Origin of the sequence: Brevundimonas nasdae, assembly GCF_016654005.1 — a bacterium.
Classification (GTDB): domain Bacteria; phylum Pseudomonadota; class Alphaproteobacteria; order Caulobacterales; family Caulobacteraceae; genus Brevundimonas; species Brevundimonas nasdae.
Genome location: NZ_JAEPWN010000004.1, coordinates 248,792 through 271,254, shown reverse-complemented (window position 1 = coordinate 271,254; position 22,463 = coordinate 248,792). Strand labels below are relative to the sequence as shown.

The following is a 22,463-nucleotide window of genomic DNA, read 5'->3' as shown; positions in this document are numbered from 1 at the left end:
ACTAGACCACGCTGCTGCCAGTTTCCGTCAGCATCGTTCAGCCGCCCGCCGCTTTTCCAGGTCTTCGTGATAGGTCTTCATCAGCGCCTGACGCCGCGCGGGATAGCGGTCCTGCCCCACCTGCGCCTCGACGATCCGGTCCGTGCGGAAACTGCGGAAATCCTGTCGCAGCTCGCACCAGGCCAGCAGCAGCCGCACCCGGTCAAAGAAGGCCAGCGCGAACGGCCAGACCACCCGCTCCGACGCCGCCCCCGCCTCGTCGCGGTAACACAGGGTCAGCCGCCGCTCGGTGCGGATCGCTTTCCTCAGCAGGGCCGGATCGACCGTATCCGTCGGGAACGGCGCGCCCGGCACGACATACAGGGACGAACTGTCCATCTCGTCCTTCAGGTCCGGCGGCAGCACCGCCCCGATCCGCGCCACCGCGCTCAGCGCCGCCTCCTTCAGCCGCCCGTCGGCTCGCTCCGCCACCCAGCGCGAGCCCAGCACCAGGGCCTCGATCTCCTCGGGCGTGAACATCAGCGGCGGCAGCATGAAACCGGGCCGCAGCACATAGCCCACCCCCGGCTCGCCCTCGATCGTCGCCCCCTGCGCCTGCAGACTGGCGATGTCGCGATACAGGGTCCGCAGACTGACCCCCATCTCGTCCGCCAGCGCCCGCCCGCTGACCGGCCGCCTATGCCGCCGCAGGGCGTTCAACAGATCAAAAAGGCGCTCGGACCGGGACACATGGCGACATTAACAGACCTGCTGTCAGAAAGCGGCAGCAGCGCACCACCGCCCTTGCCTATCGCGCAAAGGTTGCGCCATCATCGCGCAAACGGAGGCTTGCCAATGTCGAAATTCGCAATCGTACCAGCCGTTCTGGCTTTGGCCGCCTGCGCTCATGCGCCATCCCCCCAGCCATGCCCACCGCCGCCCGTGCCCCCTTGCGAGGGGTATATCGCCCTCTATTTCCAACAAGAAGCTGAGACCTTCGCACGTCCGTTCACCGGCGGATTCGCCTGGCTGGCGCAGGTCGCAGATCGCTGCGATTTCACCTACATCGCCATTACGGGCCTGCCCGATCCCGCCAATCCTAGCGACGCTCCGCCCCTCGCCGTAAAACGCGCCGAACGTGTTCGTGACTTCCTGACCGCATTCGGCATCCCCATCACCGAGTTCGAATACGGCGACGCAGAACAACGAGCCAAGCCCGGCATCTCATACCACGGCCAACGCGCGCCAGGTCGCTAGCCCCCAATCGGCATCTCTGGGGTTGCCCTGCCGCGGCATATGGGTGTATCCGCCCGCCTCCGAAGACGATTAGAGACCCATGTTCACCCACTCTGTCACCATGAATGCGCCCAAGTGCTTGGACCGGCTGTCGGCCCAGGGCGAGGTCGTGTGCGTGGAGGGCGTGTAGGGAACAGTCGGTCAAACGACTTCGGTTTTCCAGCAACCCCTCCCGCCACCGGCCGGAGGGGTTTCTGGTATCTGCAAGCGACGCCTCCCCTGCCGGTCCGTGAGGATCAGAAACAGAAAAGGAGACGTCGGCCATGTCTGGCTATGACGTGATCGAAACCCCGGACCATGTGCCCATCAAGGCCTGGACCCGAGGCGTGCCCATCGAGGATGCGGCGCTGAAACAGCTGAAGAACGTGGCCTCGCTGCCGTTCATCCATAAACATGTCGCGGTCATGCCCGACGTGCACTGGGGCATGGGGGCGACGGTGGGTTCCGTGATCCCGACCGTGGGGGCGATCATTCCCGCCGCCGTGGGCGTGGACATCGGCTGCGGCATGATGGCGGTGCGGACCTCGATCCGGGCCGAGCACCTGCCTGACGACCTGTCGGCCATCCGCTCCGCCATCGAGGCCGCCGTTCCGCACGGCCGCACCGACAACGGCGGGCGCAACGACAAGGGCGCCTGGGCGGCGGAGCCTCCGGCTTCGGCGGTCACCCGCTGGGCTGACCTTAAGGCGGGCTATGACGCCGTGGTGGAGCGCCACCCCAAGGCGGCGCATCCGCGCGGCTTCGGCCATCTGGGCACCCTGGGCACCGGCAACCACTTCATCGAGCTGTGCCTTGATGAGGCGGGCGATGTCTGGGTGATGCTGCACTCCGGTTCGCGCGGTGTCGGCAATCGCTTCGGCACCTATTTCATCGAACGGGCCAAGCACGAGATGCGCCGCTGGCACATCAACCTGCCGGATCAGGACCTGGCCTATTTCCCGGAAGGGACGGACGGCTTCATCGACTATGTCCGGGCGGTGTCGTGGGCGCAGAAATATGCGCGCGCCAACCGCGAGGTGATGATGGATCAGGTGCTTGGGGTGCTGAAGGCCGTCTGGCCGGATCTGGAGACGACGCAGGAAGCGGTGAACTGCCACCACAACTACGTCTCGAAGGAAAAGCATTTCGGCAAGGATGTCTTCCTGACCCGAAAAGGCGCGGTGTCGGCCAAGGACGGCGAACTGGGCATCATCCCCGGCTCGATGGGGGCGAAGTCCTTCATCGTGCGCGGCAAGGGCAATGCGGAAAGCTTCTGCACCTGCTCGCACGGCGCCGGCCGGACCATGAGCCGGACCGAGGCCAAGCGCCGCTTCACGGTCGAGGACCACGTCCGCGCCACCGCTGGCGTCGAATGCCGCAAGGACGCCGAAGTGATCGACGAAACCCCGATGGCCTATAAGGACATCGACGCGGTCATCGCGGCCCAGACCGACCTGATCGAGGTCGTGCACACCCTGCGTCAGGTGGTGTGCGTCAAGGGATGACGGGAGCCGGTTGCGTGCAGACGCGGCCGGCTTTCGTCGTTTCAACTCGCGGCGTAAACGCCGTCTCCTGCCGCACAATACCGATAGGTGATGTCAAACAACGGTCCGTCCGGGCGGCACGGATAGCAAACGCCTGCACTGCTCCTACGCACCTCGACATCGGTTTCTGGATTGATCGAAGACTGCACGATCTGACAGTCACGTTCCCTCTTGAGAGTCCATGCTCCGGCGATTGCCCCAACGACTACGGCCGTTCCGATCAGCGCCCTCACGAACAAGCGGTTCACACCAAGAATCTCGCCCTGCTAAGCCGCTTCCTTCGGCATCACATCGCCCACCGTCGGGCGGTTCTCGGCTCTTGTCAGCTTGATGTCGCGGGGTTTGACGATTTCGCCGCAGCAGCCGCAGGCGATACGGGGTGTCAGGGTCTGGCCGCAGGTCTTGTGGACCATGTCGATGCCGCTGTCGGCCTCGCCATAGACGTGCTTGTTGCCCCACCCGTGCAGGGTCACCAGCACCCCGTACAGGTCCTTGCCCTTGGCGGTCAGGACGTATTCGTTGCGCGGCGGGCGTTCGGAATAGAGATGCGGCTCCAGCACCCCGTGCTGCACCAGGCTTTTCAGACGCGCGGCCAGAACGTTGCGCGCCACGCCCAGATTGTCCTGCCACTGTTCGAACCGGGTCACGCCGTTGAAGGCGTCGCGGATGACCAGCAACGTCCACGGGTCGCCGATCACCTCTAGCGTTGCGGCGATAGAGCAGCTCTGGCGGCTATAGTCTGCGGTGCGTCCCATAGGGGTGAAAGTGACCCCGCGTCAGGGTTTTTGCAAGGGTTGCCAATCTGAACCCAGTCAGTCAGTCTTGTTTGGCAACGGACGTAGACTCTCCCAGCACGGCGTCCTTGTTCCTTTGACTGGCGGAGGGTGCGGGTTCAAACCGCTCCTTCCGTTTTTTGTATTTGCCCGCTGTTTGCCTTGCCTGCTCAGGACTGCGCGATGACGCCTCCCCAATCCCTCGACGCCATTCTGGCCTTCCAGACCCTTGAAGACGGCGCCCTGTCAGTCGCCGTGCCCGGCCATTTCTCCAACGGCCCGAACAGCCTGCCGCCGGAAAAGGGCTTTCCCTTCGGCGGATTGCTGGCGGCCCTGTGCGCGCAGGGGATGCGTGAGGGGCTGTCGCTGACAGCGCCCTTGCGGTCTCTGTCGGTCCAATACCTGTCGGCGGCCAGGTTCGGAGAGCCCGTCGCCTTTCGTCCCCGTCTGCTGCGCGGCGGCCGCAACGTCCTCTATGCCGCCATTGAGGCGGATCAGGACGGCCGCATGACCCATCACGCGACCGGCACCTATGGTCTGGACAGCGCGCCGCCGCCTGCGTCGCCGCTGCACCGTGTCCCGCCTGCGCTGGACAGCCTGAACCCCGAGGCCCGCATCCACGGCCCGATGGCGCCCCACTTCTCCAGCCAGGTCGAATATCGCTTCGACGGCGGCCCCAACATTCTGGGTGGCAATGAGGGCAAGCCGGCGATCGAGCGCACCTGGATGCGGATGGCGGACGGCCGCGCCCTGGACGAGGCGGCCCTTTGCTTCCTGCTGGACGCCGTCTATCCGCCCGCCTGGACCATAACCCGCACGCCCGCGATGATGACTACGGTGGATTTCCGCATCGACATCCTGACCGATCCGACGCCCGAAAACGCACCCGACGGCTGGGCCTTCTTCGAGTTCAGCATGATCGATCTGGGTCTTGGCTGGACCGTCGATGACGTCGTCGCCTGGGGCGCCGACGGCACGCCTCTGGCCGTCGCCCGACAGCGCCGCAAGCTGCTGCCGCAACGCAGCGCCTAAGGTCAGCCTCCATTCACCATTAGGGTCCATCGTCACGGCTTCCAGCGGAGAACCGGAATGATCGACCGTCTCATCGTGCGTTCCGCCGTGCTCGGCGTGGTCCTGGGTGCAGGCCTGTTGCTTCAGGGCTGCGTCGTCGGGGCGGTTGTCGGCGGAACCGCCGCCGTCGTGGGCGGCGCGGCCAAGGCCACAGGCGCGGTGGTCGGCGCAGGCGTCGACGCCGTCACCACCTCGGACGAGGAAACCCGCGCCCGCCGTGAGCGCGAACAGCGCGACTACGAGCGCGAGCAACGCCGCTGCGAACAGCGTCAGCGTCAGGGAAAGACGTGCTAGGCTGACCGCCATGACACCTCTTGTCCTGATCCCCGGCCTGGCCTGCACCGCGGAATTGTTCGCCCCTCAGGTCGCGGCGTTCAGCCCGCACAGGCCGGTCACCGTGGCCTCGACTCTGGAAGGCGACAGCATGGCCCAGATGGCCGCCGTCATCCTGCGCGACGCCCCGCCCCGTTTTGCGTTGGGCGGCATTTCGATGGGCGGATACATCGCCTTCGAGATCATGCGGCAGGCGCCGGAACGTGTGGAGCGGCTGACGCTGCTGGACACCACGGCCCGTCCCGATGCGCCCGAACAGACCCAGCAGCGGCAGGCCCTGATCAAACGGGTTGCGGACGGCCAGCTTGAGACCGTCATGCGCGAGATATCGCCCCGCCTGCTGCACCCGCAGCACGAGAACAATCAGGCCCTTATCGACATTCAGGTCCGCATGGGCCTGCAGATCGGCGCTGAAGGCTTCGTGCGCCAGCAAAAGGCGATCATCGGCCGAGCGGATTCACGCCCCGATCTGCCTGGGATCCGCGTGCCCACACTGGTTCTGGTCGGGGACCGTGATCCCCTGACCCCGCCGATCCGTGCGCGAGAGATCGCCTCGGCCCTGCCGGGCGCGCATCTGGTCATCATCCCCGAATGCGGTCACGCCTCGACGCTGGAACAGCCGGAAGCCGTCAATACGGCGCTGGAGAAATGGCTCTCTCTGCCGCCGTTTTCTTAGGCCTTGCGCCTTGCCCTAAACGTCATTCCGGGGCTGAGCAAAGCGAGGAACCCGGAACCCGGGACCGCAACCAACCTGCGCACGCATTCGACGTCGGCACGAGCCTCCTAGGTTCCGGGTTCGTCCTTCGGACGCCCCGGAATGACGAACTCAAGCGCCTAAAGGCTCAGCACGCACCGCTCGTTGATCGTCGGGCGCGCCACCTGGATGCGGCACAGACCCGGCCATTCGGGCTTCAACTGCGCCACGAACCACAGGCACAGGTTCTCCAGGCTGGGCAGCTCCAGCCCTGGATGTTCGTTCAGCATCCCGTGGTCCAGCGTGTCCGCCGCCGCCTTCAGCGCCCTGTCCAGCGCGCCCAGGTCGGCTACCCAGCCATGCTCGACGTCCAGCACCTCTGAGCGCACCGTCGCCTCGACCGTGAAGGAATGGCCGTGGACGCGGCGATAGATGCTGCCCTCGGGTTCGTTGGGGAAGTGGTGGGCGGCGTCGAACGTCGCCTGTTTGGTGATCTCGAAGACGGGCATTAGCGGACGCCGATGTATTTGTGGGTCTGGACGCTCAGGCGCCATTGGGGATGGGTCAGGCAGTATTCGATGGCGGCGGCGGTGTGGGCGACCTGATCCGGCCCGTCCATCGGCTGCAGCCAGAAACGTTCGAAATCCAGATGCTCGAACCGGTCGGGCATGGCCTTGTCCTGCGGAAAGACCAGTTTCAGCTCCTGCCCGCGCGTCTGGACCACGGGCGCATCCGCCTTGGGACTGACGCAGATCCAGTCGATGCCGTCGGGCGCCGCCAGGGTGCCGTTCGACTCGATCGCAATCTCAAATCTGCGCGCGTGCAGGGCCGCGATCAACGGCGGGTCCAACTGCAGCAGCGGCTCGCCTCCGGTGCAGACCACCAGCTTGGGATCGCCCTCGCGCCCCCGCCACAGCGACGCGACATGATCGGCCAGCAGGTCAGGCGTCGTGAACTTGCCGCCCCCGCCGCCGTCCGTGCCGACGAAATCAGTGTCGCAGAAGGTGCAGACGGCGTTGGCCCGGTCCTGCTCGCGTCCGCTCCACAGATTGCACCCGGCGAAGCGCAGGAAGACTGCGGGCCGACCTGCCTGCCCGCCCTCGCCCTGCACCGTCAGGAAGACTTCCTTGGCCGAATAGGTCATCGCCCCGACGCCCATTCATCATATCCCGCCGCCCGCAGTTCGCACGCCGGGCATTCGCCGCAGCCATAGCCCCAGGCGTGCCGGTGCGTCCGGTCGCCCTGATAGCAGGTGTGGCTGTCCTCGATGATCAGTTCGACCAGGGCCGCCCCGCCGATCTGCTGGGCCAACTCCCAGGTCTGGGCTTTCGTCAGCCACATCAGCGGCGTTTCGATCACCACCGGCTTGTCCAGCCCCAGCGACAGCGCCCGCGCCATCGCCACCATCGTGTCGTGGCGGCAGTCGGGATAGCCGGAATAGTCCGTCTCGCACATGCCGCCGACCAGAACCTCCAGCCCGCGCCGGTCCGCCAGCGCCGCCGCCGCGACCAGGAAGATCAGGTTGCGTCCCGGCACGAAGGTCGTCGGCAGGCCGCGCGCGTCCATCTCGATCTTGCGGTCGGCGGTCAGGGCGCTCTCGGCGATCCGGCCATATCCGGTCAGGTCCACCACATGATCGTCGCCCAGACGGTCGGCGTACTGCGGCAGGGCCTTCGCCATGCTGTCGCGCACGGTCTGGCGCGCCTGCATCTCGACCGCATGGCGCTGGCCATAGTCGAAGCCCACTGTCTCGACCCGTTCGAACCGCTCCAACGCCCAGGCCAGGCAGGTCGCGCTGTCCTGCCCGCCGGAGAACAGGACCAAAGCCGCCGTCTGGAGCTGTTCGCGGGCCGTTTCGGGGGTCTTTTCCAGGGTGACGCTCATGACAAACCTGCGGTCGGCCGGTCGGCCGCGCGCATGCACAAAGGGATGAAGACCCTAGATGGGTCGGGCGGGCCTAATACACCACCCCTGTCCGGGGCGCAAAACACGCATTTTCCCTTATTGTCACCGGTAGTCATCGGGCCCAATTTTCAAACCAGCTTAACCAATCAGCAAATGGTTCAGCTCCACTATTCAGTCGAGTATGGAGTTCTGAGGCAGTATGCCCACCATCGAGACCCTTGCTGAGCGCCCTGAACCGGTCGCGCCGACGATCTACGGATCGGAGGTTCTTGCGCGTTTTGAGCGCGAGCCCGACACGCTTGTGATCCCTGTTCTCGAAGACGGCGTCCCCGTCGGTCTGGTCGAGCGCAGCGCCTTCCTTGAAAAAATGGCCAGCCGTCTGGGCCACGCCCTGTATGACGCCCGCCCCATCAGCAACGCCATGGACCCCGAGCCGGCGGTGGTCGAAGCCGACGTGCGGATCGAAACCTTCTGCGACGTCATGCTCAAGGGCGGCCCCTCCGCCCTGCTGCGCGGCTTCCTGATCACAAAGAACGGCCGCTACCACGGCGTCGGCACCGCCGCCTCGCTGCTGCAGGCCGTCAACAACCGTCAGCGCGAGCAGAACCGCGAACTGGCCGCCCAGGCCGCCGTTCTCAGCGACACCAAGACCCAGGCCCTGTCCGCCGCCCGCGCCAAGAGCCAGTTCCTGGGCATCATGAGCCACGAACTGCGCACGCCGATGAACGGCGTCCTGGCCGTCGCCGAACTGCTGCGCCGCCAGCCCCTGACCGAGACGGCCCAGGCCCATCTGCAGACCATTGTCGATTCCTCCGAAACCCTGCTGCGCATACTTCAGGACGCGCTGGACCTGTCCAAGGCCGAGGCGGGCGAACTGGAGCTGCAATCCGCCCCCACGCCGCTGCGCGCCCTCATGGACGACATCCAGTCGATGTGGGAGCCGCGCGCCTCTCAGGACGGCGTGACCCTGCTGGTCGGCTATGAGGGCGACACCGAGCTGGTCGCCAATATCGACGGCGTCCGCCTGAAGCAGGTTTTCGCCAACCTGGTCGGCAACGCGCTGAAATTCGCCCGCAACGGCGTGGTCGAGGCCCGCCTCAAGGCCTGGGTCGAAGGCAATCAGGTCCACATGGAGGCCCGCGTGCGCGACGACGGCCCCGGCGTCGACATGGACCGCGTCGACACCCTGTTCGAGCCCTTCGTCCACGGCTCCGGCCCCGACGGCGCGGGCCTGGGCCTGTCGATCTGCCGTCAGGTGATCGAGCGCATGAACGGCCGCATCTGGGCCGAGAACAACCAAGGTCGCGGCGCCACCTTCGCCTTCGACCTCAGCGCCGAACGCGCCTTTGTCGAGACGGAGGAGGAATCCAACGTCGCCGCCCTGTCCGATCTGCAACTGCAGTCGGCGCCGCACATCCTGATCGTGGACGACAACGCCACCAACCGCGTCGTGGCTCAGGCCCTGTGCGAAATGTTCGGCTGCAGCTCCGAACTGGCCGAGGACGGTCTCGAAGCCCTCGAAATGGTCCAGAAGCGCGCGTTCGACATGGTCCTGATGGACATCAAGATGCCGCGCATGGACGGCGTCCAGGCGACCCAGGCCATCCGCGCCCTGCCCGGCAAGCTGGGCCGCCTGCCCATCGTCGCCCTGACCGCCAACGCCGACCCCGACGACGCCAAACACTATCTGTCCATCGGCATGGCCGCCGTGGTCGAAAAGCCGATCAAGCCGGAACGCCTGCGCATGGCCATGAACGCAGCCCTGACCAGCACCGCCTCGTCGGAAGAGGATGGTGAAGCCGCAGACCCGGAAGACGCCTTACGAAGCGGCCGTCGCTTCGCCTGATCCTTGGGCCGGGCCTGAAACCGCCTCGTCGTCCTCATCGTCATAACCGACCAGACGCAGCGCCCGCGCCTTCTGGCCATTGATCTCGGCCCATCTCAGCAGACCTTCCTCGCGTCCGTGAGTGATCCAGACCTCGTCGGGCTTCAGTTCGGTGAAGGTGTCGGTCAGTTCAGTCCAGTCGGCATGGTCCGATATCACCAGCGGCAGTTCCACGCCCCTCTGCCGCGCCCTGGCCCGAACCCCCATCCAGCCCGAGGCGAAGGCCGTCACCGGGTCGGCGAACCGTCGCGCCCAACGGTCCTGAATGGCCGACGGGGGCGCAATCGCCACCTCTCCGCCCAGAGAGCCTTTGGGCAGGTCGCGCGTCGTCCGCAACGGCCCCAGGTCCACCCCTTCGCGCTCATACAGCGCGTTCAGCCGCTCCATCGCCCCATGCACATAGATGGGTCGATCCCATCCCGCCTCTCGCAATAACTTAATGACCCGCTGCGCCTTGCCCAGCGCATAGGCGCCGACCAGATGCGCCCGCTCAGGGAACTGGCCCAGCGACCGCACCAGCCGCGCCACCTCCTCCTCTGCGGGCGGGTGGTTGAACACCGGCAGGCCGAACGTCGCCTCCGATATGAAGACATGGCACGGGATCGGCTCGAACAGGGCGCAGGTCGGGTCGCGACGGCGCTTGTAGTCACCCGACACCACCATGGTCAGGCCCTTCCAACGCACCTCGATCTGGGCCGAGCCCAGCACATGGCCCGCGGGCGCCAGCCGCAGATCAACGCCATTCAAAGACGTCCGTTCACCGTACTCGACCGCCTGCTCCCGCGCAGTGAAGTCGACGCCATAGCGTTCGGCCATGATCGCCAGGGTCTGCCGGGTCGCCAGCACCGCCCCATGCCCCGCCCGCGCATGGTCCGAATGGCCGTGGGTCACGACCGCCCGATCCACCGGCCGCACCGGGTCGATGTAGAAGTCGCCCGGCGGACAATACAGGCCGGCAGGCGTGGGATGCAGCAGGTCTTCCGGGCGGATCATGACGAACCTAACGCTCTCGACGCCGTCTGGTCGCCCCTTCATACAGGAACAACCCAGGATCAGGCTGCATGAGTTGTTTCACCGTATGACCGAGACCTTCTCCACCACCATCCTGCCGCAACTGGCGTCAGGCGCGGCCCACACCCAGGCACTGGGCTTCCAGTTCGACGGCCTGCACGGCGGCGAGCCCCGCATCCATGTGCCGTGGCGCGAGGATCTGGTCGGCGATCCCGACACCGGCGTCCTGGCGAGCGGCCTGGTCACCACCATGCTCGACCATGTCGGCGGCCTCGCCGTCTGGGCCGTGATGGACGAGTTCCAGCCCATCGCCACACTGGACCTGCGCATCGACTATATGCGCGCCGCACGCCCGCGTGAGGATCTGAAGGCGCAGGGGCTCTGCTACCGCCTGACCCCCACCATCGCCTTCGTCCGCGCCTGGGCGTTCGAGACGGATCCTGCCGACCCGGTCGCCGCGGCCCAGGCCGCCTACGTGTTGAACAAGCCCCGTCCGCGTTCGGAGACCAAGGCATGACCTACATTTTGGATCACCTGCCCTACGCCCGGTTCCTGAACCTGCAGACCCATATCAGCGGCGACGAGCTGACCGTGGTCATGCCCTTTGCGGACAAGCTAATCGGCAACCCCATGCTGCCGGCCCTGCACGGCGGCTCCACCGCCGCCCTGCTAGAGATGACCGCCATGGCCCAGGTGGCGCTGGCCTTCCCCGGCGCCCGCCTGCCGCGTCAGATCAACGGCACGGTCGCCTATCTGCGCACCGGTCGCCCTCTGGACGTCTTCGCACGCGCCAGCATCAGCCGTGCCGGACGTCGAATCGCCCATGTCCAGGCCGAGGCCTGGCAGGAGCAGCGCGGTCAGCCGATCGCCAGCCTGACCGCCCACTTCCTGCTGGACAACAACTCTTAGATGAAATCGGCGCAGCGTCACCACCAAGGATACGCGTCTACATTCCTATACAGCCTGCAGAGTGTGCCATTTTGAGAAACGTGGCGTTTAGATTCGCTGCGGCCCAAAAGGTTAACAAGTCACTACCAGACAAGGTTAATAGATGGTAAAGCTTCACTCGTTGTAAACCTTACGGGGCCCCTCTCATGGACCGGACTGAAGTCGTCGCCAGCGTCGCCAGTGACCTGCACGCGACCGAGCATGCCATCGACGCCGCCATCACCCAGGCGACGACGCTGATTCAATCCTTCATCGGCGCCCGCACGGCGCTGTCGCTTTCGCCCGTCGCCGCCACGGCGTCGCAGGCCAAGGCCATGGAAACCATCGCGGCCCTCGCAGCCGCCCGCGAGTCGATCGTGGCCTGCCACGCTGAGCTTCAAAAAGACCACCGCCGTATGGGCTACGGCACCTATAATGTCGGGCCGGGCGGCAAGCCCGACGACTGGCTTGATCCAAAGCCCCGTGAAACCAAGGCTGAGCTCACGCACCTGCGCTCTGTCGCATGAAATTAATGTAAGGTTGCCGTTTTCTATTTCGGCTTAACCGACCACAGTTCATGGTCGCCCCCGCGATGATCACGGGGGCGACTATCCATGCTTAATATGCTGTATGCTCAGGTCGGTGCGGTTTTCGTCGTACTGATATGTGCGTTCGCCCTTCTTAAGGGGGACGAGCCTGAACGATTTGGGGCTGGCGCCTACTGCCTGCTTTGGATCGCTACTATTCTGATCCAGACCTACCTCGACGCAAACTGGACCAACTATGGCGTGTTCGCGCTGGACGTCCTATTTCTTTGCCTGCTGTGTAGTCTGGCTTGGAAAGCTCGACGCTCTTGGCCGGTGTGGGCGGCAGGGTTGCAACTCTTGTCGGTCATGAGCCACCTTTTGCTGCTGGTGGATGCGCGAATGCCATCCGCATCACTCTATACTGTTCTGAATTTAACAGGTTACGGCGTCCTAATCTGCCTCGCCGTCGGCACCTTCTGGGCGTGGCAGGAGCGTAAGGCTTCGCGCGGCATTGAATAGGGATATTTTCCTAACTATCCTGTCGGCGTCGCAATCGCGGAATCGCCGATGCCCCTGTCTCACGCCAAACTCTGGAAGGCCGTCGACGCCCTTGCTCGTCGCGAGGGTCTGACGCCGTCAGCTCTGGCCAGACGCGCTGGTCTGGACGCCACCAGCTTCAACCCCTCCAAACGCTTCAATGCGGGCGATCCCCCTCGCCCCCGCTGGCCGTCGACCGAGAGCGTGACCCTGATCCTGCAGGCGACCGGCGTGTCCCTGGCCGAGTTTGCGGAACTGGCTGAGGACGCTGTACCCGTTCCCGCGACCATTCCCCTGCTGGGTTTGGCCAAGGCCGGTCAGGATGGCTTCTTCGACGATGCAGGCCTGCCCGTCGGCGACGGCCGGGACCAGACTGAACTCCCGCGCCCGCGCGACACCCTGTTCAGCCTCAAGATCACCGGCGATTCCATGTCACCCCTCTACCGCGAGGGCGACCGCGTCATCGTGGACCAGCAGGAGACGCGCGTGCGCCGCGGCGACCGGGTCGCGGTCCGCCTGACCACCGGCGAGACTGTGGCCAAGGAGTTGACCGGCCTGACGTCGCGCGCCGTCACCCTGTCCTCGATCAACCCCGACTATCCGCCCCGCATCGTGCCCCGCAGCGATATCGAATGGATGGCCCGCATCCTGTGGGTCAGCCAGTAAAAACCCCGCCCGGCGAACCGGACGGGGCTTTTGTGCTCAAACGGCGAACCGTGAGCTGTGGCCGCCCGCGCGTTCGAAGCTGGAGGGGCAGGAAAGCCCGACCGCGCCGACAGCCGCCACTTTTGACCTTAGTTGGCCGTGACGTAGTGGGCGTTCACCCACCCGCCGCCAGCGATCTGAACCCACTCGCCCTGCGAGCCCACAACGGTGAAGGGTTGACCGGCCGACAGGCTGCCGGCCTGACGATAGTTGGCGCCGGGGCCGCTGCGGATGCGCAGATTGGAGGTGGCGCGGTACTGGCCGCCCTGCGAGGCGTTGGCCGCCGCGCGGGTGCGTTGCTGGTTGCAGCCGATGTAGGAACCGGCCGCTGCGCCGGCGCCGGCGCCGACCACTGTGCCGGCGGTGCGTTCATTGCGCGCCAGGTTGGAGCCGACCACGCCGCCGACCACCGCGCCGATCAGCGCTCCTGCCGTCTGACGACCGCCGGGGGCGTCGCAGTTGGTGATGCCGTTGGCCTGGGCCTGAGCCGCCATCGGAGCGGCGGTGACCAGGGCGGCCAGGGCGGCAGCCGTGGCCAGACCCGTATTCAGAAACTTGTTCGACATGGCTGTCTCCTGTCATCGCGTTGTCGATGAAGGTCACAATGCACAGCCCAACCTGAAGGCTCCCCCAGCCTCGCCGTTATTTTCGGTTCATGTTTGTTGAGACGGCAGCGAAGGGCGGCATGACGCCGCCCTTCTCAATCCTATTTCGCCAGCTCGCCGTTCGCGCCTGCCTCGATCAGCGCAATCGTCTGCGACAGGCCATAGATGGCGGCGAACGAACCGAAGCGCGGCCCCTGCGACGCGCCCAGCAGCACTTCGTACAGCGCCCCGAACCAGGCCCGCAGCGGCTCAAAGGCGTGTTCCTTGCCCACCGCATAGACCTCGTTCTGGATCAACTCGCCATCCGTCGTATCGGCGGGCAGAGCCTTCAGACGCGCCGCCAGATCCAGCAGCGCCGCCTTCTCCTTGTCGTCCGGCAGGCGGTACGACTTGGAGGGCTTCACGAAGTCCTCGTAGTAGTTCAGCGCGTGGTCCATCAGCCGGTCCAGCAGCGGCTCGTTCTCAGGCGTCGCATTCGGCAGATATTTGGCGAAATAGGCCCACAGCTGCGCCTTGTCCGACGCATTGGCCACGCCCACCAGGTTCAGCAGCAGGGCGAACGACACCGGCGAGGTGTGGGTCGGCGGATCGCCTGCATGGATCGACCATACGGCGTTGTCGATCCGCTTGGCCGACTCCTGCGTCTTGTAGCTTTCGATGAAGGCCAGATAGTCGTCGATCGCGCGCGGAATGACGTTGAAGTGCAACGACTTGGCCGACTTGGGCGACTGGAACATGTACCACGACAGGCTCTCGGGCGTGCCGTAGCGCAGCCATTCGTCCATCGTCAGGCCGTTGCCCTTGGACTTCGAGATCTTCTTGCCCTCGATATCCAGGAACAGTTCGTAGTTGAAGCCTTCCGGCGGCGTGCCGCCCAGGGCGCGGCAGACCTTGGAGCTTTCACGCACGCTCTCGATCAGGTCCTTGCCCGACATCTCATAGTCGATGTCCAGCGCGACCCAGCGCATGGCCCAATCAGGCTTCCACTGCAGCTTCACATGGCCGCCGGTGACCGGAACCTCGGTGCGGTTGCCCGGTTCGCCTGCAGGGTCTTCGAAGGTGATCGTCCCCTTCTCGACGTTGCGGTCCAGCGTCGGCACCTGCAGCACATGGCCGGTGATGGGGCTGACCGGCAGGAAGGGCGAATAGGTCGCGCGCCGCTCCTCGCCCAGCGTCGGCAGCATGATGGCCTGAACCGCGTCGAACCGCTCCAGCAGGGTCAGCAGGGTCGCGTCGAACCGCCCGGACCTGTAGGTTTCGGTCGAGGACATGAACTCATAGTCGAACCCGAAACTGTCCAGGAACGCCCGCAGACGCGCATTGTTGTGCGCCCCGAAACTGTCATGCGTGCCGAACGGGTCGCGCACCACGGTCAGGGGCTTGTGCAGGTCTTCGGTCAGGATTTCGGGGTTCGGCACGCCTTCCGGCACCTTGCGCAGGCCGTCCATGTCGTCGCTGAACGCGATCAGGCGCGTCTTCCAGTGATCGCCGGTCAGGGCGCGGAAGGCGTTGCGCACCATGGTCGTGCGCGCCACTTCGCCGAACGTGCCCATGTGCGGCAGGCCGGACGGGCCGTAACCCGTCTCCAGGATCACCGGGCGGCGCAGGGCCTCGAACTTGGCCAGGGCCTCGTCGGCCTTGCCCGCGTCGATCAGGGCCTTCGCCTCGGCGCGCTCGGCCTCCGCCAGCCGTTTCTTCAGCACATGGGCCAGAAGATTGCGGGCTTGCTCAAACGGCCAGGACTTGGCCTCGCGGGCGAGAGTTTCGAGGTTCTGTAGCATGGGCGGCGGTTTGCAGGCTGCAAACCGCGCGGTCAACCGTCTGCCGCCCATTGCTGGCGGGCTTTCAGCCCTTTGCGGCGGTGACGATGATCTCGACCAGATACTCCGGCGCCGCCAGCCTGCTTTCCCCCGTCGCGCGGGCGGGCGGATTGGCGGTGTCGACCCAGGCGTCCCAGACGCTGTTCATCGCCTCGAAATCAGCGATGTCGGCCAGCCAGATCTGGGCCATCAGGATCTTCGACTTGTCGCTGCCCGCCTCGGCCAGCAGGGCTTCGATCTCGGCCAGGGCGGTCTTGGTCTGGGCGATCACGTCATCGCCCGGTTCGCCCACCTGTCCCGACAGATAGATGGTGTCGCCATGGATCACCGCCTCGCTCATGCGGGCGCCGGGCTGGATGCGGGTGATCATGGAACAACTCCTGTCAGATGGTCGCCGCACTATCGGCATGGGCAGCCGCGTGTCTAGGACCGCCTTCCCTTGCGTGAAACCTACCGCCGCCCGCGCAGCGCCATCGCCACCACCGCCGCGCCTGCCGCCACGACAAAGGCGTCCTCAATCAGCCCGCTTCGGGTCTGGCCGATCCGCGCCATCGCCCGCTTGCGTCCCGCCAGCGTCAGATAGGCCAGCGGCACGGCGGTCCCGACCGCCAGTCCCGCGCCCAGCCGTTCGCGCCCGCGCGGCGCCAGGGCCGCTCCGGCGATGCCTGCGCTCATCACCCGCGCCAGCAGCCCCAAAAACACGGTGCGGTCCGGGGCCGACTTCATTTTGTCGCCCAGCAGTTCGCCCACGCCCATGAACAAGGCGCCGACCTTGAACAGCGGATGATCCAGCAGCACCAGCCGTCCCGGCGTGCCCTGATGCGCCAAGCGCGCCGCCGCAATCGCCGCCATGGGCGTCATGGATCGGGCGCTGGCCACGGCGCCGATAAGGACTGAAGGCAGCAGGCTGAGGCTTTTCATCACACCTCAACCCCGTCGCGGGAAAGAGGTTCAGCCCCCCGCCGCCAGCACGTTGCGGATCGCCAGGCTGGAATGGATGCGCGACACGCCGGGCAGGCGCGACAGCACGTCTTTGTGGATCACCTCATAGGCGGCGATGTCGGGCGCCACGGCCCGCACGATATAGTCCGCCTCCCCCGCCATCAGATAACAGTCGCGGATTTCCGGGTGGTTCCTGACCGCCGCCTCGAAGCGACGCATATGGTCGTCGGTCTGTTTCTCCAGCGTGATCTCGACATAGGCCACCACCCCGTCGTCGGCATCATTGGCCAGGACGGCGGCATAGCCCCGGATCACGCCCCGCTCCTCCAGCCGACGCACCCGCCGCAGACAGGCGGACGGCGACAGCCCGACCGCAGACGCCAGGTCCGCATTGCTGATCCGCCCGTCCGCGCGCAGGCGCTGCAGGATGCGTTGATCGACAGGATCGAGCAGGGTCACAATTTTTCACCTTCTGACCGCAGATAATTGCTTAAACCCTCTATCAGTCGCCGATCATTGCGCAAACAGGCAGGATCATCGAACGACGCAAGGGTAACTTCGGCCCAAGACTAACTTGGAAGCGTCACATGCGGGTTCTGGTGCTTGGTTCAGGCGTCATCGGCGTCACCACCGCCTGGTATCTCAATCAGGCCGGGCATGAGGTGGTCGTGGTCGACCGCGAAAGCGGCCCGGCGCTGGAGACCAGCTTCGCCAATGCGGGCCAGGTCTCGCCCGGCTATTCCGCGCCGTGGGCCGCCCCCTCGATCCCGGTCAAGGCGATGAAATGGTTGCTGATGCGCCACGCGCCCCTGATCATCCGCCCGCAACTGGACATGGCCATGATCCGCTGGACCCTGGCCATGCTGCGCAACTGCACCCACGCCCGCTATGCGCTGAACAAGGGCCGGATGGTGCGTCTGGCCGAATACAGCCGCGACCAGCTGGACCTGCTGCGTCGCCAGACCAGCATCGCCTATGACGGACGAGAGCAAGGCACGCTGCAGTTGTTCCGCACCGAAAAACAGCTGGCCGACGTGCATAAGGACGTCGATGTCCTGCGCGCCCAGGGCGTGCCATGCGAGGTTCTGGACCCCGCAGGATGTATCGCCGCAGAGCCGGGTCTGGCTGCGTCAGACGTCCCCTTCGTCGGCGGCCTGCGCCTGCCGAACGACGAGACGGGCGACTGTTTCCTGTTCACCAACGCCTTGGCGAAACTGGCGGCGGAACAGGGCGTGGTCTTCCACAACGGCGTCCAGATTCACGGCCTGACCGAAACCAACGGCCGCGTCGTGGGCGCCCGCACCAGCATCGGCACGCTTCTGGCCGACGCCGTCGTGGTGGCGCTGGGTTCCTATTCCCCGCAGATGGTCGCGCCGCTGGGCCTGAAACTGCCGGTCTATCCGGTGAAGGGCTATTCGATCACGGCTCGGATCACCGACGCCGCCCGCGCGCCCGTCTCGACCGTCATGGACGAAAGCTACAAGGTCGCCATCACGCGCCTGGGCGACCGCATCCGCGTCGGCGGCATGGCCGAACTGTCCGGTTATAACAACAGCCTGCCCCACCTGCGCCGCGAGACGCTGGAACAGTCGGTCGGCAGCCTGTTCCCCGGCGGCGGCGACCTGAAGGGCGCCAGCTACTGGTCCGGCCTGCGCCCCATGACCCCCGACGGCACGCCCGTCATCGGCGCCACTGCGCTTCCCGGCCTGTATCTGAATACCGGCCACGGCACCCTGGGCTGGACCATGGCCTGCGGCTCCGCCCGCGTTCTGGCCGACACCCTGGGCGGCGCCAAGCCCGAGATCGAGACCCACGACCTGTCCCTGAACCGCTATGGATCATGGGCTGGCGCATTCGCCCCCGGGTTCGGATGAAGGGCTGACATCCAGCGTCTGCTCCATGGGTCAGCCGCAATATCTCTTCTCGACCCATTGCGGACGTTAGGCCGAGGGATAAAGATGACGCATGGCAAGCAAGGCGAAGATAGAACTGGTGGTGGCGGCTGATGAGCCCACCCTGTTTTATTCATCAGTTCAGCAAGCCGAAACGCACCTTGAAGCCATCGATGTGCGGAATGGCGTCTATCCCGTAGCCTACGGCCCCGCCGGTCAAGTCTTCAAGCTGGAAGCCATAGGAGACCGGGTGCGCATTGCGCAGGTGGAGGGGCTATCACCCAAGCCCGACGATCTTCGCGCCCTGCTACTTCTCTACCTGTCCGCCACTGGCGTCTATGACGTCGGGGAGGCGGAGACGCTTGTGAGCTTGCTGGCGCGGTGCGAGGCGGCAGTGAACTAGGTCAGCTTCCCACCCCGAGCGGCGGTTCAGTTGGTCTGCTTTCAGCCCTACGATCGATGTCTGGTTCCGGGCCTGACGCCAATGTCGTGCTCCGACCCGTTGCGGTTATTTACAGAGTCAGTCAATCTATGTCGTTCAACGGCACATCGGCTCAGCCATCAGCACAAAGATCCAATATGCTGAGTGCTTTAGAGGGAGCGTGGGGTGCGAAATATTCTGCTCGTCGTTGGCCTCCTAGTGTCTGGTTGTGCGTCAGCGGAGTTTGAGAAGCCGCTTACAGAAAAGGAGCGCTCTGAGCTTCTCGCGGCCCTGCCCGCGAAAGACCGGGAGGCGTTCGAGACGCTGATCTGGGCCCGGGAGGTCGATCAGCGGCCGATCATGGCAGACTTCAACACTTGCATAGAGCGAGAGGTGGGACAGGGTGACCCAACTTTACCTCACTCGGCGGTAGCGATTGCAGTCGCGGACAGTTGTTTCCCGATCGTCAAACGCCTCGCTCGGGGCATCGCAATGCGGTTGCCAGCGCTGATGACGGGGGCAACCGGTGATGATCTGAACAACTGGGCCGACGATCAGGCAGCGGAGCAGAAAGCTGAACTCATTAGCGCGGTGGCGACGCGCGTCGAGGAGGCGCGTCTAAGCGCCTCGTCTGCAACAACCGAGCTTCCTTCGCCGTTTCCGACCTCCATGCCTCCCTCTGAAACGAGGCACTGAAGGGCTGTCACTGGAAAGCCTCTGGTCTGCTACCCACCCCTAGCTGAAATTCACCACGCCCGCTTTCCGCCCCCCTCACCCAAATCATGGCGCACCCCGCCCGACGCTCGTATAGAGCGCCCGATGAAGACTGCTGATTTCGATTTCGACCTGCCCGAGGACCGCATCGCCCTGCGTCCGGCTGATCCGCGCGATTCCGCCCGCCTGCTGGTGGTCGATGGGAATGCGCTTCAGGACCAGATCATCCGCGACCTGCCTGACTTCCTGCGCCCGGGCGACGCCCTGGTGTTCAACGACACCCGCGTGATCCCCGCCCGCCTGTCGGGCGTGCGCCAGCGTCCGAACCCCGCGGTCGACGGGCCGGACGGCGACACCCTGACGGTCGAGGTCGAGGCCACCCTGCACCACCGCGACGCCCCCGACGTCTGGTCCGCCTTCATGAAGCCGGGCAAGCGCATCAAGCCCGGCGACAGAATCAGGTTCGGCGCGCACGGCGATGCCGCCTGCGATCTGGGCCGTCTGGACGCCACCGTCACGGCCAAGGGCGACGACGGCCTGATCACGCTGAAGTTCGACCTGTCCGGCCCGGTGCTGGACGACGCCATCCGCGATGTCGGGGTCATGCCCCTGCCGCCCTATATCGCCGCCAAACGGCCCGAGGACGACCGCGACCGCTCGGACTATCAGACCGTCTATGCCCAGCATGACGGATCGGTCGCCGCCCCTACGGCGGGCCTGCACTTCACCCCCGCCCTGCTTGACGCCATCCGGGCGCGCGGCGTCTCGACCCACGCCGTGACCCTGCACGTCGGCGCCGGCACCTTCCTGCCGGTCAAGGCCGACGACCTGTCCGACCACAAGATGCACAGCGAATGGGGCGAGGTCTCAGGCGAAACCGCCGCCGCCCTGAACGCCGTCCACGCCTCTGGCGGCCGCATCATCTGCGTCGGCACCACCAGTTTGCGCCTGCTGGAAAGCGCCACAGCCGAGGACGGCGAGATCAAACCCTTCCACGGCGATACGGCCATCTTCATCACGCCGGGCTATCGGTTCCGCGCGGTCGACGTCCTGATGACCAACTTCCACCTGCCCAAATCCACCCTGTTCATGCTGGTCAGCGCCTTCGCCGGTCAGGCCGTGATGAAGGCCGCCTATGCGCACGCGATCGCGGACGGATATCGGTTCTATTCGTACGGCGACGGGTCGTTGCTGTTCCGGGCGTAATCCGCAGGAAGCGCGGAGCGAACGGCTGTGCCTGTGGCCAATCGCGCCTCAAACCCCTAAATCCCGTCTTCTGATGGAAACCCAGACGCCCGAACCTTACGACGACCTGCCCTCAAACCTGCGCGGCGGCCTGATCGCCATCGGCGAGGCCGCGCGTGATCTGCGCGATCCCTGGTGGATTTTCGGCGGCGCCGCGATGGCGCTTTACGGCCTGACCGATCTGCATGTCCCCGACATCGACGTCATGTGCAGCCCGCGCGACGCCCGCATCCTGCTGGCCGCACTGGGCGGTGATGTGGTGGTCGATCCGGGCGAGGGTCTGTTCCGCTCCGCCGTCTTCGGCCGCGCCCCGGACCAGTTGATCATGATCGAGGTCATGGCCGATCTGGAGGTGCGCGACGGCGCCGAATGGCGGCCCGCAGGCTTTACTTCGCGGCGTCAGGTCTTCATCGACGACACCCCCCTGTTCATCCCGGACGTCCGGGATCACATCGCCCTGTACCGCCTGTTCGGCCGCCCCAAGGATCTGGTGCGGGTCGAGCAGCTTGAACGACTGATCGCCTGAAATGCCCTTCCCCTTCGCTATCTCCGCCACTGAGGGCCGCGCCCGCACAGGCGTCCTGAAAACCGCGCGCGGCGACATCCGCACGCCCGCCTTCATGCCGGTCGGCACCGCCGCCACGGTGAAGGCGATGACGCTGGATCAGGTCAAGGCGACGGGCGCCGACATCCTGTTGGGCAACACCTATCACCTGATGCTGCGCCCCGGTCCCGAGCGGATGGAGCGCCTTGGCGGGCTGCATAGGTTCATGGGTTGGGACAAGCCGATCCTGACCGACAGCGGCGGTTTCCAGGTGATGTCCCTGGCCGGGATTTCCAAGGTCAAGGAAGAGGCCGTCACCTTCTCCAGCCATATCGACGGCTCCAAACACGTCCTGACGCCGGAACGCTCTATCGAGATTCAGGCCGACCGCATCGGCGCCGACATCTCGATGCAGTTGGACCAGTGCGTGTCGTGGCCCGCCGAAAAACCCGCCGCGCAAAAGGCGATGGAGCTGTCGATCCGCTGGGGCGCCCGCTCCAAGGCCCGCTTCGGCGAGCGCGAGCATCAGGCCCTGTTCGGCATCCAGCAGGGCTCGACCTTCGAAGACCTGCGTCGCCAGTCGTCGGAACAGCTTCAGGAGATCGGCTTCGACGGCTACGCCATCGGCGGCCTGGCCGTGGGCGAGGGCCATCAGGCCATGTGCGAGGTGCTGGATTACGCGCCCGAGTTCCTGCCCAAGGACCGCCCCCGCTATCTGATGGGCGTCGGCAAACCGGTCGATCTTGTCGAGGCGGTGTATCGCGGCGTGGACATGTTCGACTGCGTCCTGCCGACGCGCGCCGGGCGCCACGGTCAAGCCTGGACCTGGGACGGCCCGCTGAACCTGAAGAACGCCCGCTTCGCCGAGGATCAGGCCCCGCTGGACCCGACCATCGACGGCCCGTCGTCGCAATATTCAAAAGCCTATTTGCACCACCTGATCCGCGCCGACGAAATCCTCGGCAAGGTGCTGCTCAGCTGGCACAACATCGCCTTCTATCAGGCCCTGACGGCGGCCATGCGGGCGGCGATTTCCGAGGGTCGTTTCGAACAGTTCCGCCGCGACTTCCACGCGCGGCATACGTCGAACGGGTAGGTTCAATCGACGTTCAGT

Annotated in this window: 28 protein-coding genes; 17 read left to right on the top strand and 11 right to left on the bottom strand. The window is 65.6% G+C overall.

What is annotated here, in order from left to right:
* Window positions 1–27: 27 nt before the first annotated feature.
* Window positions 28–729, bottom strand: coding sequence for a helix-turn-helix transcriptional regulator (locus JKF87_RS08635; protein WP_201099449.1), 702 nt, complete (start codon window positions 727–729; stop codon window positions 28–30).
* Window positions 730–921: 192 nt separating this feature from the next.
* On the opposite strand from JKF87_RS08635, the gene JKF87_RS08630 reads away from it, so the two are divergent.
* Window positions 922–1,236 (top strand): hypothetical protein, encoded by a 315-nt coding sequence (locus tag JKF87_RS08630; RefSeq protein WP_201099448.1) that lies wholly within the window; start codon window positions 922–924, stop codon window positions 1,234–1,236.
* A gap of 302 nt (window positions 1,237–1,538) precedes the next feature.
* Window positions 1,539–2,759: an RtcB family protein gene (locus tag JKF87_RS08625; RefSeq protein ID WP_201099447.1), complete on the top strand. Its 1,221-nt coding sequence runs from the start codon at window positions 1,539–1,541 to the stop codon at window positions 2,757–2,759.
* A 305-nt stretch (window positions 2,760–3,064) separates the two neighbouring features.
* On the opposite strand, the gene JKF87_RS08620 is transcribed toward JKF87_RS08625, so the two are convergent.
* The gene (locus tag JKF87_RS08620) at window positions 3,065–3,553 is read right to left on the bottom strand and encodes a winged helix-turn-helix transcriptional regulator (RefSeq protein WP_201099446.1); all 489 of its coding nucleotides are present in this window, start codon (window positions 3,551–3,553) and stop codon (window positions 3,065–3,067) included.
* Window positions 3,554–3,754: 201 nt separating this feature from the next.
* Between JKF87_RS08620 and JKF87_RS08615 the strand changes: the two genes are divergently transcribed.
* From JKF87_RS08615 to JKF87_RS08605, 3 genes are read left to right on the top strand one after another with little or no spacing between them, the layout of a single operon-like run.
* Window positions 3,755–4,603: a thioesterase family protein gene (locus JKF87_RS08615; RefSeq protein WP_201099445.1), complete on the top strand. Its 849-nt coding sequence runs from the start codon at window positions 3,755–3,757 to the stop codon at window positions 4,601–4,603.
* A 57-nt stretch (window positions 4,604–4,660) separates the two neighbouring features.
* The gene (locus JKF87_RS08610; RefSeq protein ID WP_201099444.1) at window positions 4,661–4,936 is read left to right on the top strand and encodes a hypothetical protein; all 276 of its coding nucleotides are present in this window, start codon (window positions 4,661–4,663) and stop codon (window positions 4,934–4,936) included.
* A gap of 10 nt (window positions 4,937–4,946) precedes the next feature.
* The gene (locus JKF87_RS08605; protein WP_201099443.1) at window positions 4,947–5,651 is read left to right on the top strand and encodes an alpha/beta fold hydrolase; all 705 of its coding nucleotides are present in this window, start codon (window positions 4,947–4,949) and stop codon (window positions 5,649–5,651) included.
* A gap of 158 nt (window positions 5,652–5,809) precedes the next feature.
* On the opposite strand, the gene JKF87_RS08600 is transcribed toward JKF87_RS08605, so the two are convergent.
* Genes JKF87_RS08600 through queC form a run of 3 tightly spaced genes read right to left on the bottom strand, consistent with a single transcriptional unit; the run spans window position 5,810 to window position 7,553 of the window.
* Window positions 5,810–6,178 (bottom strand): 6-pyruvoyl trahydropterin synthase family protein, encoded by a 369-nt coding sequence (locus tag JKF87_RS08600; protein ID WP_236261217.1) that lies wholly within the window; start codon window positions 6,176–6,178, stop codon window positions 5,810–5,812.
* A complete protein-coding gene (queE, locus tag JKF87_RS08595; RefSeq protein WP_201099516.1) occupies window positions 6,178–6,813 on the bottom strand; it encodes a 7-carboxy-7-deazaguanine synthase in 636 nt (211 codons plus the stop codon). Before queE ends, JKF87_RS08600 begins: the two co-directional genes overlap by 1 nt.
* Window positions 6,810–7,553, bottom strand: coding sequence for a 7-cyano-7-deazaguanine synthase QueC (gene queC, locus JKF87_RS08590; RefSeq protein WP_201099441.1), 744 nt, complete (start codon window positions 7,551–7,553; stop codon window positions 6,810–6,812). Before queC ends, queE begins: the two co-directional genes overlap by 4 nt.
* 220 nt (window positions 7,554–7,773) lie before the next feature.
* On the opposite strand from queC, the gene JKF87_RS08585 reads away from it, so the two are divergent.
* Window positions 7,774–9,420 (top strand): response regulator, encoded by a 1,647-nt coding sequence (locus JKF87_RS08585; RefSeq protein ID WP_201099440.1) that lies wholly within the window; start codon window positions 7,774–7,776, stop codon window positions 9,418–9,420.
* Here the strand turns inward: JKF87_RS08585 and JKF87_RS08580 are convergent.
* Window positions 9,394–10,452, bottom strand: coding sequence for a ligase-associated DNA damage response exonuclease (locus tag JKF87_RS08580; RefSeq protein WP_201099512.1), 1,059 nt, complete (start codon window positions 10,450–10,452; stop codon window positions 9,394–9,396). The two genes, JKF87_RS08585 and JKF87_RS08580, sit on opposite strands and share 27 nt — an antisense overlap.
* An 85-nt stretch (window positions 10,453–10,537) precedes the next feature.
* Here JKF87_RS08580 and JKF87_RS08575 point away from each other — a divergent pair, with 85 nt between their 5' ends.
* From JKF87_RS08575 to JKF87_RS08555, 5 genes are all read left to right on the top strand, one after another.
* The gene (locus JKF87_RS08575) at window positions 10,538–10,987 is read left to right on the top strand and encodes a PaaI family thioesterase (RefSeq protein ID WP_201099439.1); all 450 of its coding nucleotides are present in this window, start codon (window positions 10,538–10,540) and stop codon (window positions 10,985–10,987) included.
* A complete protein-coding gene (locus JKF87_RS08570) occupies window positions 10,984–11,379 on the top strand; it encodes a PaaI family thioesterase (RefSeq protein WP_201099438.1) in 396 nt (131 codons plus the stop codon). Before JKF87_RS08575 ends, JKF87_RS08570 begins: the two co-directional genes overlap by 4 nt.
* 185 nt (window positions 11,380–11,564) lie before the next feature.
* Window positions 11,565–11,924: a hypothetical protein gene (locus JKF87_RS08565; protein WP_201099437.1), complete on the top strand. Its 360-nt coding sequence runs from the start codon at window positions 11,565–11,567 to the stop codon at window positions 11,922–11,924.
* Window positions 11,925–12,011: 87 nt separating this feature from the next.
* Window positions 12,012–12,443, top strand: a complete 432-nt coding sequence (locus JKF87_RS08560) for a hypothetical protein (RefSeq protein ID WP_201099436.1) — start codon at window positions 12,012–12,014, stop codon at window positions 12,441–12,443.
* 48 nt (window positions 12,444–12,491) lie between these two features.
* Complete coding sequence (locus JKF87_RS08555) at window positions 12,492–13,127, top strand: S24 family peptidase (RefSeq protein ID WP_201099435.1); 636 nt, start codon at window positions 12,492–12,494, stop codon at window positions 13,125–13,127.
* 128 nt (window positions 13,128–13,255) lie between these two features.
* Here JKF87_RS08555 and JKF87_RS08550 read toward each other — a convergent pair whose 3' ends face one another.
* The 5 genes from JKF87_RS08550 to JKF87_RS08530 all read right to left on the bottom strand — a co-directional run bounded on the left by JKF87_RS08550 (window position 13,256) and on the right by JKF87_RS08530 (window position 16,992).
* Window positions 13,256–13,732 (bottom strand): SH3 domain-containing protein, encoded by a 477-nt coding sequence (locus JKF87_RS08550; RefSeq protein ID WP_201099434.1) that lies wholly within the window; start codon window positions 13,730–13,732, stop codon window positions 13,256–13,258.
* 140 nt (window positions 13,733–13,872) lie between these two features.
* Window positions 13,873–15,552 carry a lysine--tRNA ligase gene (locus JKF87_RS08545; protein WP_201099433.1) on the bottom strand — a complete coding sequence of 560 codons (1,680 nt, stop codon included), beginning with the start codon at window positions 15,550–15,552 and terminating at the stop codon, window positions 13,873–13,875.
* Between the two features lie 64 nt (window positions 15,553–15,616).
* Window positions 15,617–15,961 carry a RidA family protein gene (locus JKF87_RS08540; protein WP_201099432.1) on the bottom strand — a complete coding sequence of 115 codons (345 nt, stop codon included), beginning with the start codon at window positions 15,959–15,961 and terminating at the stop codon, window positions 15,617–15,619.
* 80 nt (window positions 15,962–16,041) lie between these two features.
* Window positions 16,042–16,512: a hypothetical protein gene (locus tag JKF87_RS08535; RefSeq protein ID WP_201099431.1), complete on the bottom strand. Its 471-nt coding sequence runs from the start codon at window positions 16,510–16,512 to the stop codon at window positions 16,042–16,044.
* A gap of 30 nt (window positions 16,513–16,542) precedes the next feature.
* Window positions 16,543–16,992 (bottom strand): Lrp/AsnC family transcriptional regulator, encoded by a 450-nt coding sequence (locus tag JKF87_RS08530; protein WP_201099430.1) that lies wholly within the window; start codon window positions 16,990–16,992, stop codon window positions 16,543–16,545.
* A 128-nt stretch (window positions 16,993–17,120) separates the two neighbouring features.
* On the opposite strand from JKF87_RS08530, the gene JKF87_RS08525 reads away from it, so the two are divergent.
* From JKF87_RS08525 to tgt, 6 genes are all read left to right on the top strand, one after another.
* Window positions 17,121–18,407, top strand: coding sequence for a D-amino acid dehydrogenase (locus JKF87_RS08525; protein WP_201099429.1), 1,287 nt, complete (start codon window positions 17,121–17,123; stop codon window positions 18,405–18,407).
* Window positions 18,408–18,498: 91 nt separating this feature from the next.
* The gene (locus JKF87_RS08520; RefSeq protein WP_201099428.1) at window positions 18,499–18,828 is read left to right on the top strand and encodes a hypothetical protein; all 330 of its coding nucleotides are present in this window, start codon (window positions 18,499–18,501) and stop codon (window positions 18,826–18,828) included.
* A gap of 204 nt (window positions 18,829–19,032) precedes the next feature.
* Window positions 19,033–19,542 (top strand): hypothetical protein, encoded by a 510-nt coding sequence (locus tag JKF87_RS08515; protein WP_201099427.1) that lies wholly within the window; start codon window positions 19,033–19,035, stop codon window positions 19,540–19,542.
* Between the two features lie 123 nt (window positions 19,543–19,665).
* Window positions 19,666–20,766, top strand: coding sequence for a tRNA preQ1(34) S-adenosylmethionine ribosyltransferase-isomerase QueA (queA, locus tag JKF87_RS08510; protein ID WP_201099426.1), 1,101 nt, complete (start codon window positions 19,666–19,668; stop codon window positions 20,764–20,766).
* Window positions 20,767–20,839: 73 nt separating this feature from the next.
* Window positions 20,840–21,331: a hypothetical protein gene (locus tag JKF87_RS08505; protein WP_236261216.1), complete on the top strand. Its 492-nt coding sequence runs from the start codon at window positions 20,840–20,842 to the stop codon at window positions 21,329–21,331.
* 1 nt (window position 21,332) lies between these two features.
* On the top strand, window positions 21,333–22,445 hold the full coding sequence (tgt, locus tag JKF87_RS08500) for a tRNA guanosine(34) transglycosylase Tgt (RefSeq protein WP_201099424.1): 1,113 nt from the start codon (window positions 21,333–21,335) through the stop codon (window positions 22,443–22,445).
* The last annotated feature ends 18 nt before the right edge of the window (window positions 22,446–22,463 follow it).

Excerpts from the sequence above, each read along its gene's own strand:
- JKF87_RS08570 (WP_201099438.1), top strand. The coding sequence starts at position 10,984 with ATGACCTACATTTTGGATCACCTGCCCTACGCCCGGTTCCTGAACCTG.
- queA (WP_201099426.1), top strand. The coding sequence starts at position 19,666 with ATGAAGACTGCTGATTTCGATTTCGACCTGCCCGAGGACCGCATCGCC.
- JKF87_RS08580 (WP_201099512.1), bottom strand. The coding sequence starts at position 10,452 with ATGATCCGCCCGGAAGACCTGCTGCATCCCACGCCTGCCGGCCTGTAT.
- JKF87_RS08550 (WP_201099434.1), bottom strand. The coding sequence starts at position 13,732 with ATGTCGAACAAGTTTCTGAATACGGGTCTGGCCACGGCTGCCGCCCTG.
- JKF87_RS08525 (WP_201099429.1), top strand. The coding sequence starts at position 17,121 with ATGCGGGTTCTGGTGCTTGGTTCAGGCGTCATCGGCGTCACCACCGCC.
- JKF87_RS08600 (WP_236261217.1), bottom strand. The coding sequence starts at position 6,178 with ATGCCCGTCTTCGAGATCACCAAACAGGCGACGTTCGACGCCGCCCAC.
- JKF87_RS08545 (WP_201099433.1), bottom strand. The coding sequence starts at position 15,552 with ATGCTACAGAACCTCGAAACTCTCGCCCGCGAGGCCAAGTCCTGGCCG.
- JKF87_RS08625 (WP_201099447.1), top strand. The coding sequence starts at position 1,539 with ATGTCTGGCTATGACGTGATCGAAACCCCGGACCATGTGCCCATCAAG.
- JKF87_RS08520 (WP_201099428.1), top strand. The coding sequence starts at position 18,499 with ATGGCAAGCAAGGCGAAGATAGAACTGGTGGTGGCGGCTGATGAGCCC.
- JKF87_RS08615 (WP_201099445.1), top strand. The coding sequence starts at position 3,755 with ATGACGCCTCCCCAATCCCTCGACGCCATTCTGGCCTTCCAGACCCTT.
- JKF87_RS08555 (WP_201099435.1), top strand. The coding sequence starts at position 12,492 with ATGCCCCTGTCTCACGCCAAACTCTGGAAGGCCGTCGACGCCCTTGCT.
- tgt (WP_201099424.1), top strand. The coding sequence starts at position 21,333 with ATGCCCTTCCCCTTCGCTATCTCCGCCACTGAGGGCCGCGCCCGCACA.
- JKF87_RS08560 (WP_201099436.1), top strand. The coding sequence starts at position 12,012 with ATGCTTAATATGCTGTATGCTCAGGTCGGTGCGGTTTTCGTCGTACTG.
- JKF87_RS08605 (WP_201099443.1), top strand. The coding sequence starts at position 4,947 with ATGACACCTCTTGTCCTGATCCCCGGCCTGGCCTGCACCGCGGAATTG.
- JKF87_RS08540 (WP_201099432.1), bottom strand. The coding sequence starts at position 15,961 with ATGATCACCCGCATCCAGCCCGGCGCCCGCATGAGCGAGGCGGTGATC.
- queC (WP_201099441.1), bottom strand. The coding sequence starts at position 7,553 with ATGAGCGTCACCCTGGAAAAGACCCCCGAAACGGCCCGCGAACAGCTC.
- queE (WP_201099516.1), bottom strand. The coding sequence starts at position 6,813 with ATGACCTATTCGGCCAAGGAAGTCTTCCTGACGGTGCAGGGCGAGGGC.
- JKF87_RS08505 (WP_236261216.1), top strand. The coding sequence starts at position 20,840 with ATGGAAACCCAGACGCCCGAACCTTACGACGACCTGCCCTCAAACCTG.
- JKF87_RS08620 (WP_201099446.1), bottom strand. The coding sequence starts at position 3,553 with ATGGGACGCACCGCAGACTATAGCCGCCAGAGCTGCTCTATCGCCGCA.
- JKF87_RS08575 (WP_201099439.1), top strand. The coding sequence starts at position 10,538 with ATGACCGAGACCTTCTCCACCACCATCCTGCCGCAACTGGCGTCAGGC.
- JKF87_RS08610 (WP_201099444.1), top strand. The coding sequence starts at position 4,661 with ATGATCGACCGTCTCATCGTGCGTTCCGCCGTGCTCGGCGTGGTCCTG.
- JKF87_RS08535 (WP_201099431.1), bottom strand. The coding sequence starts at position 16,512 with ATGAAAAGCCTCAGCCTGCTGCCTTCAGTCCTTATCGGCGCCGTGGCC.
- JKF87_RS08565 (WP_201099437.1), top strand. The coding sequence starts at position 11,565 with ATGGACCGGACTGAAGTCGTCGCCAGCGTCGCCAGTGACCTGCACGCG.
- JKF87_RS08585 (WP_201099440.1), top strand. The coding sequence starts at position 7,774 with ATGCCCACCATCGAGACCCTTGCTGAGCGCCCTGAACCGGTCGCGCCG.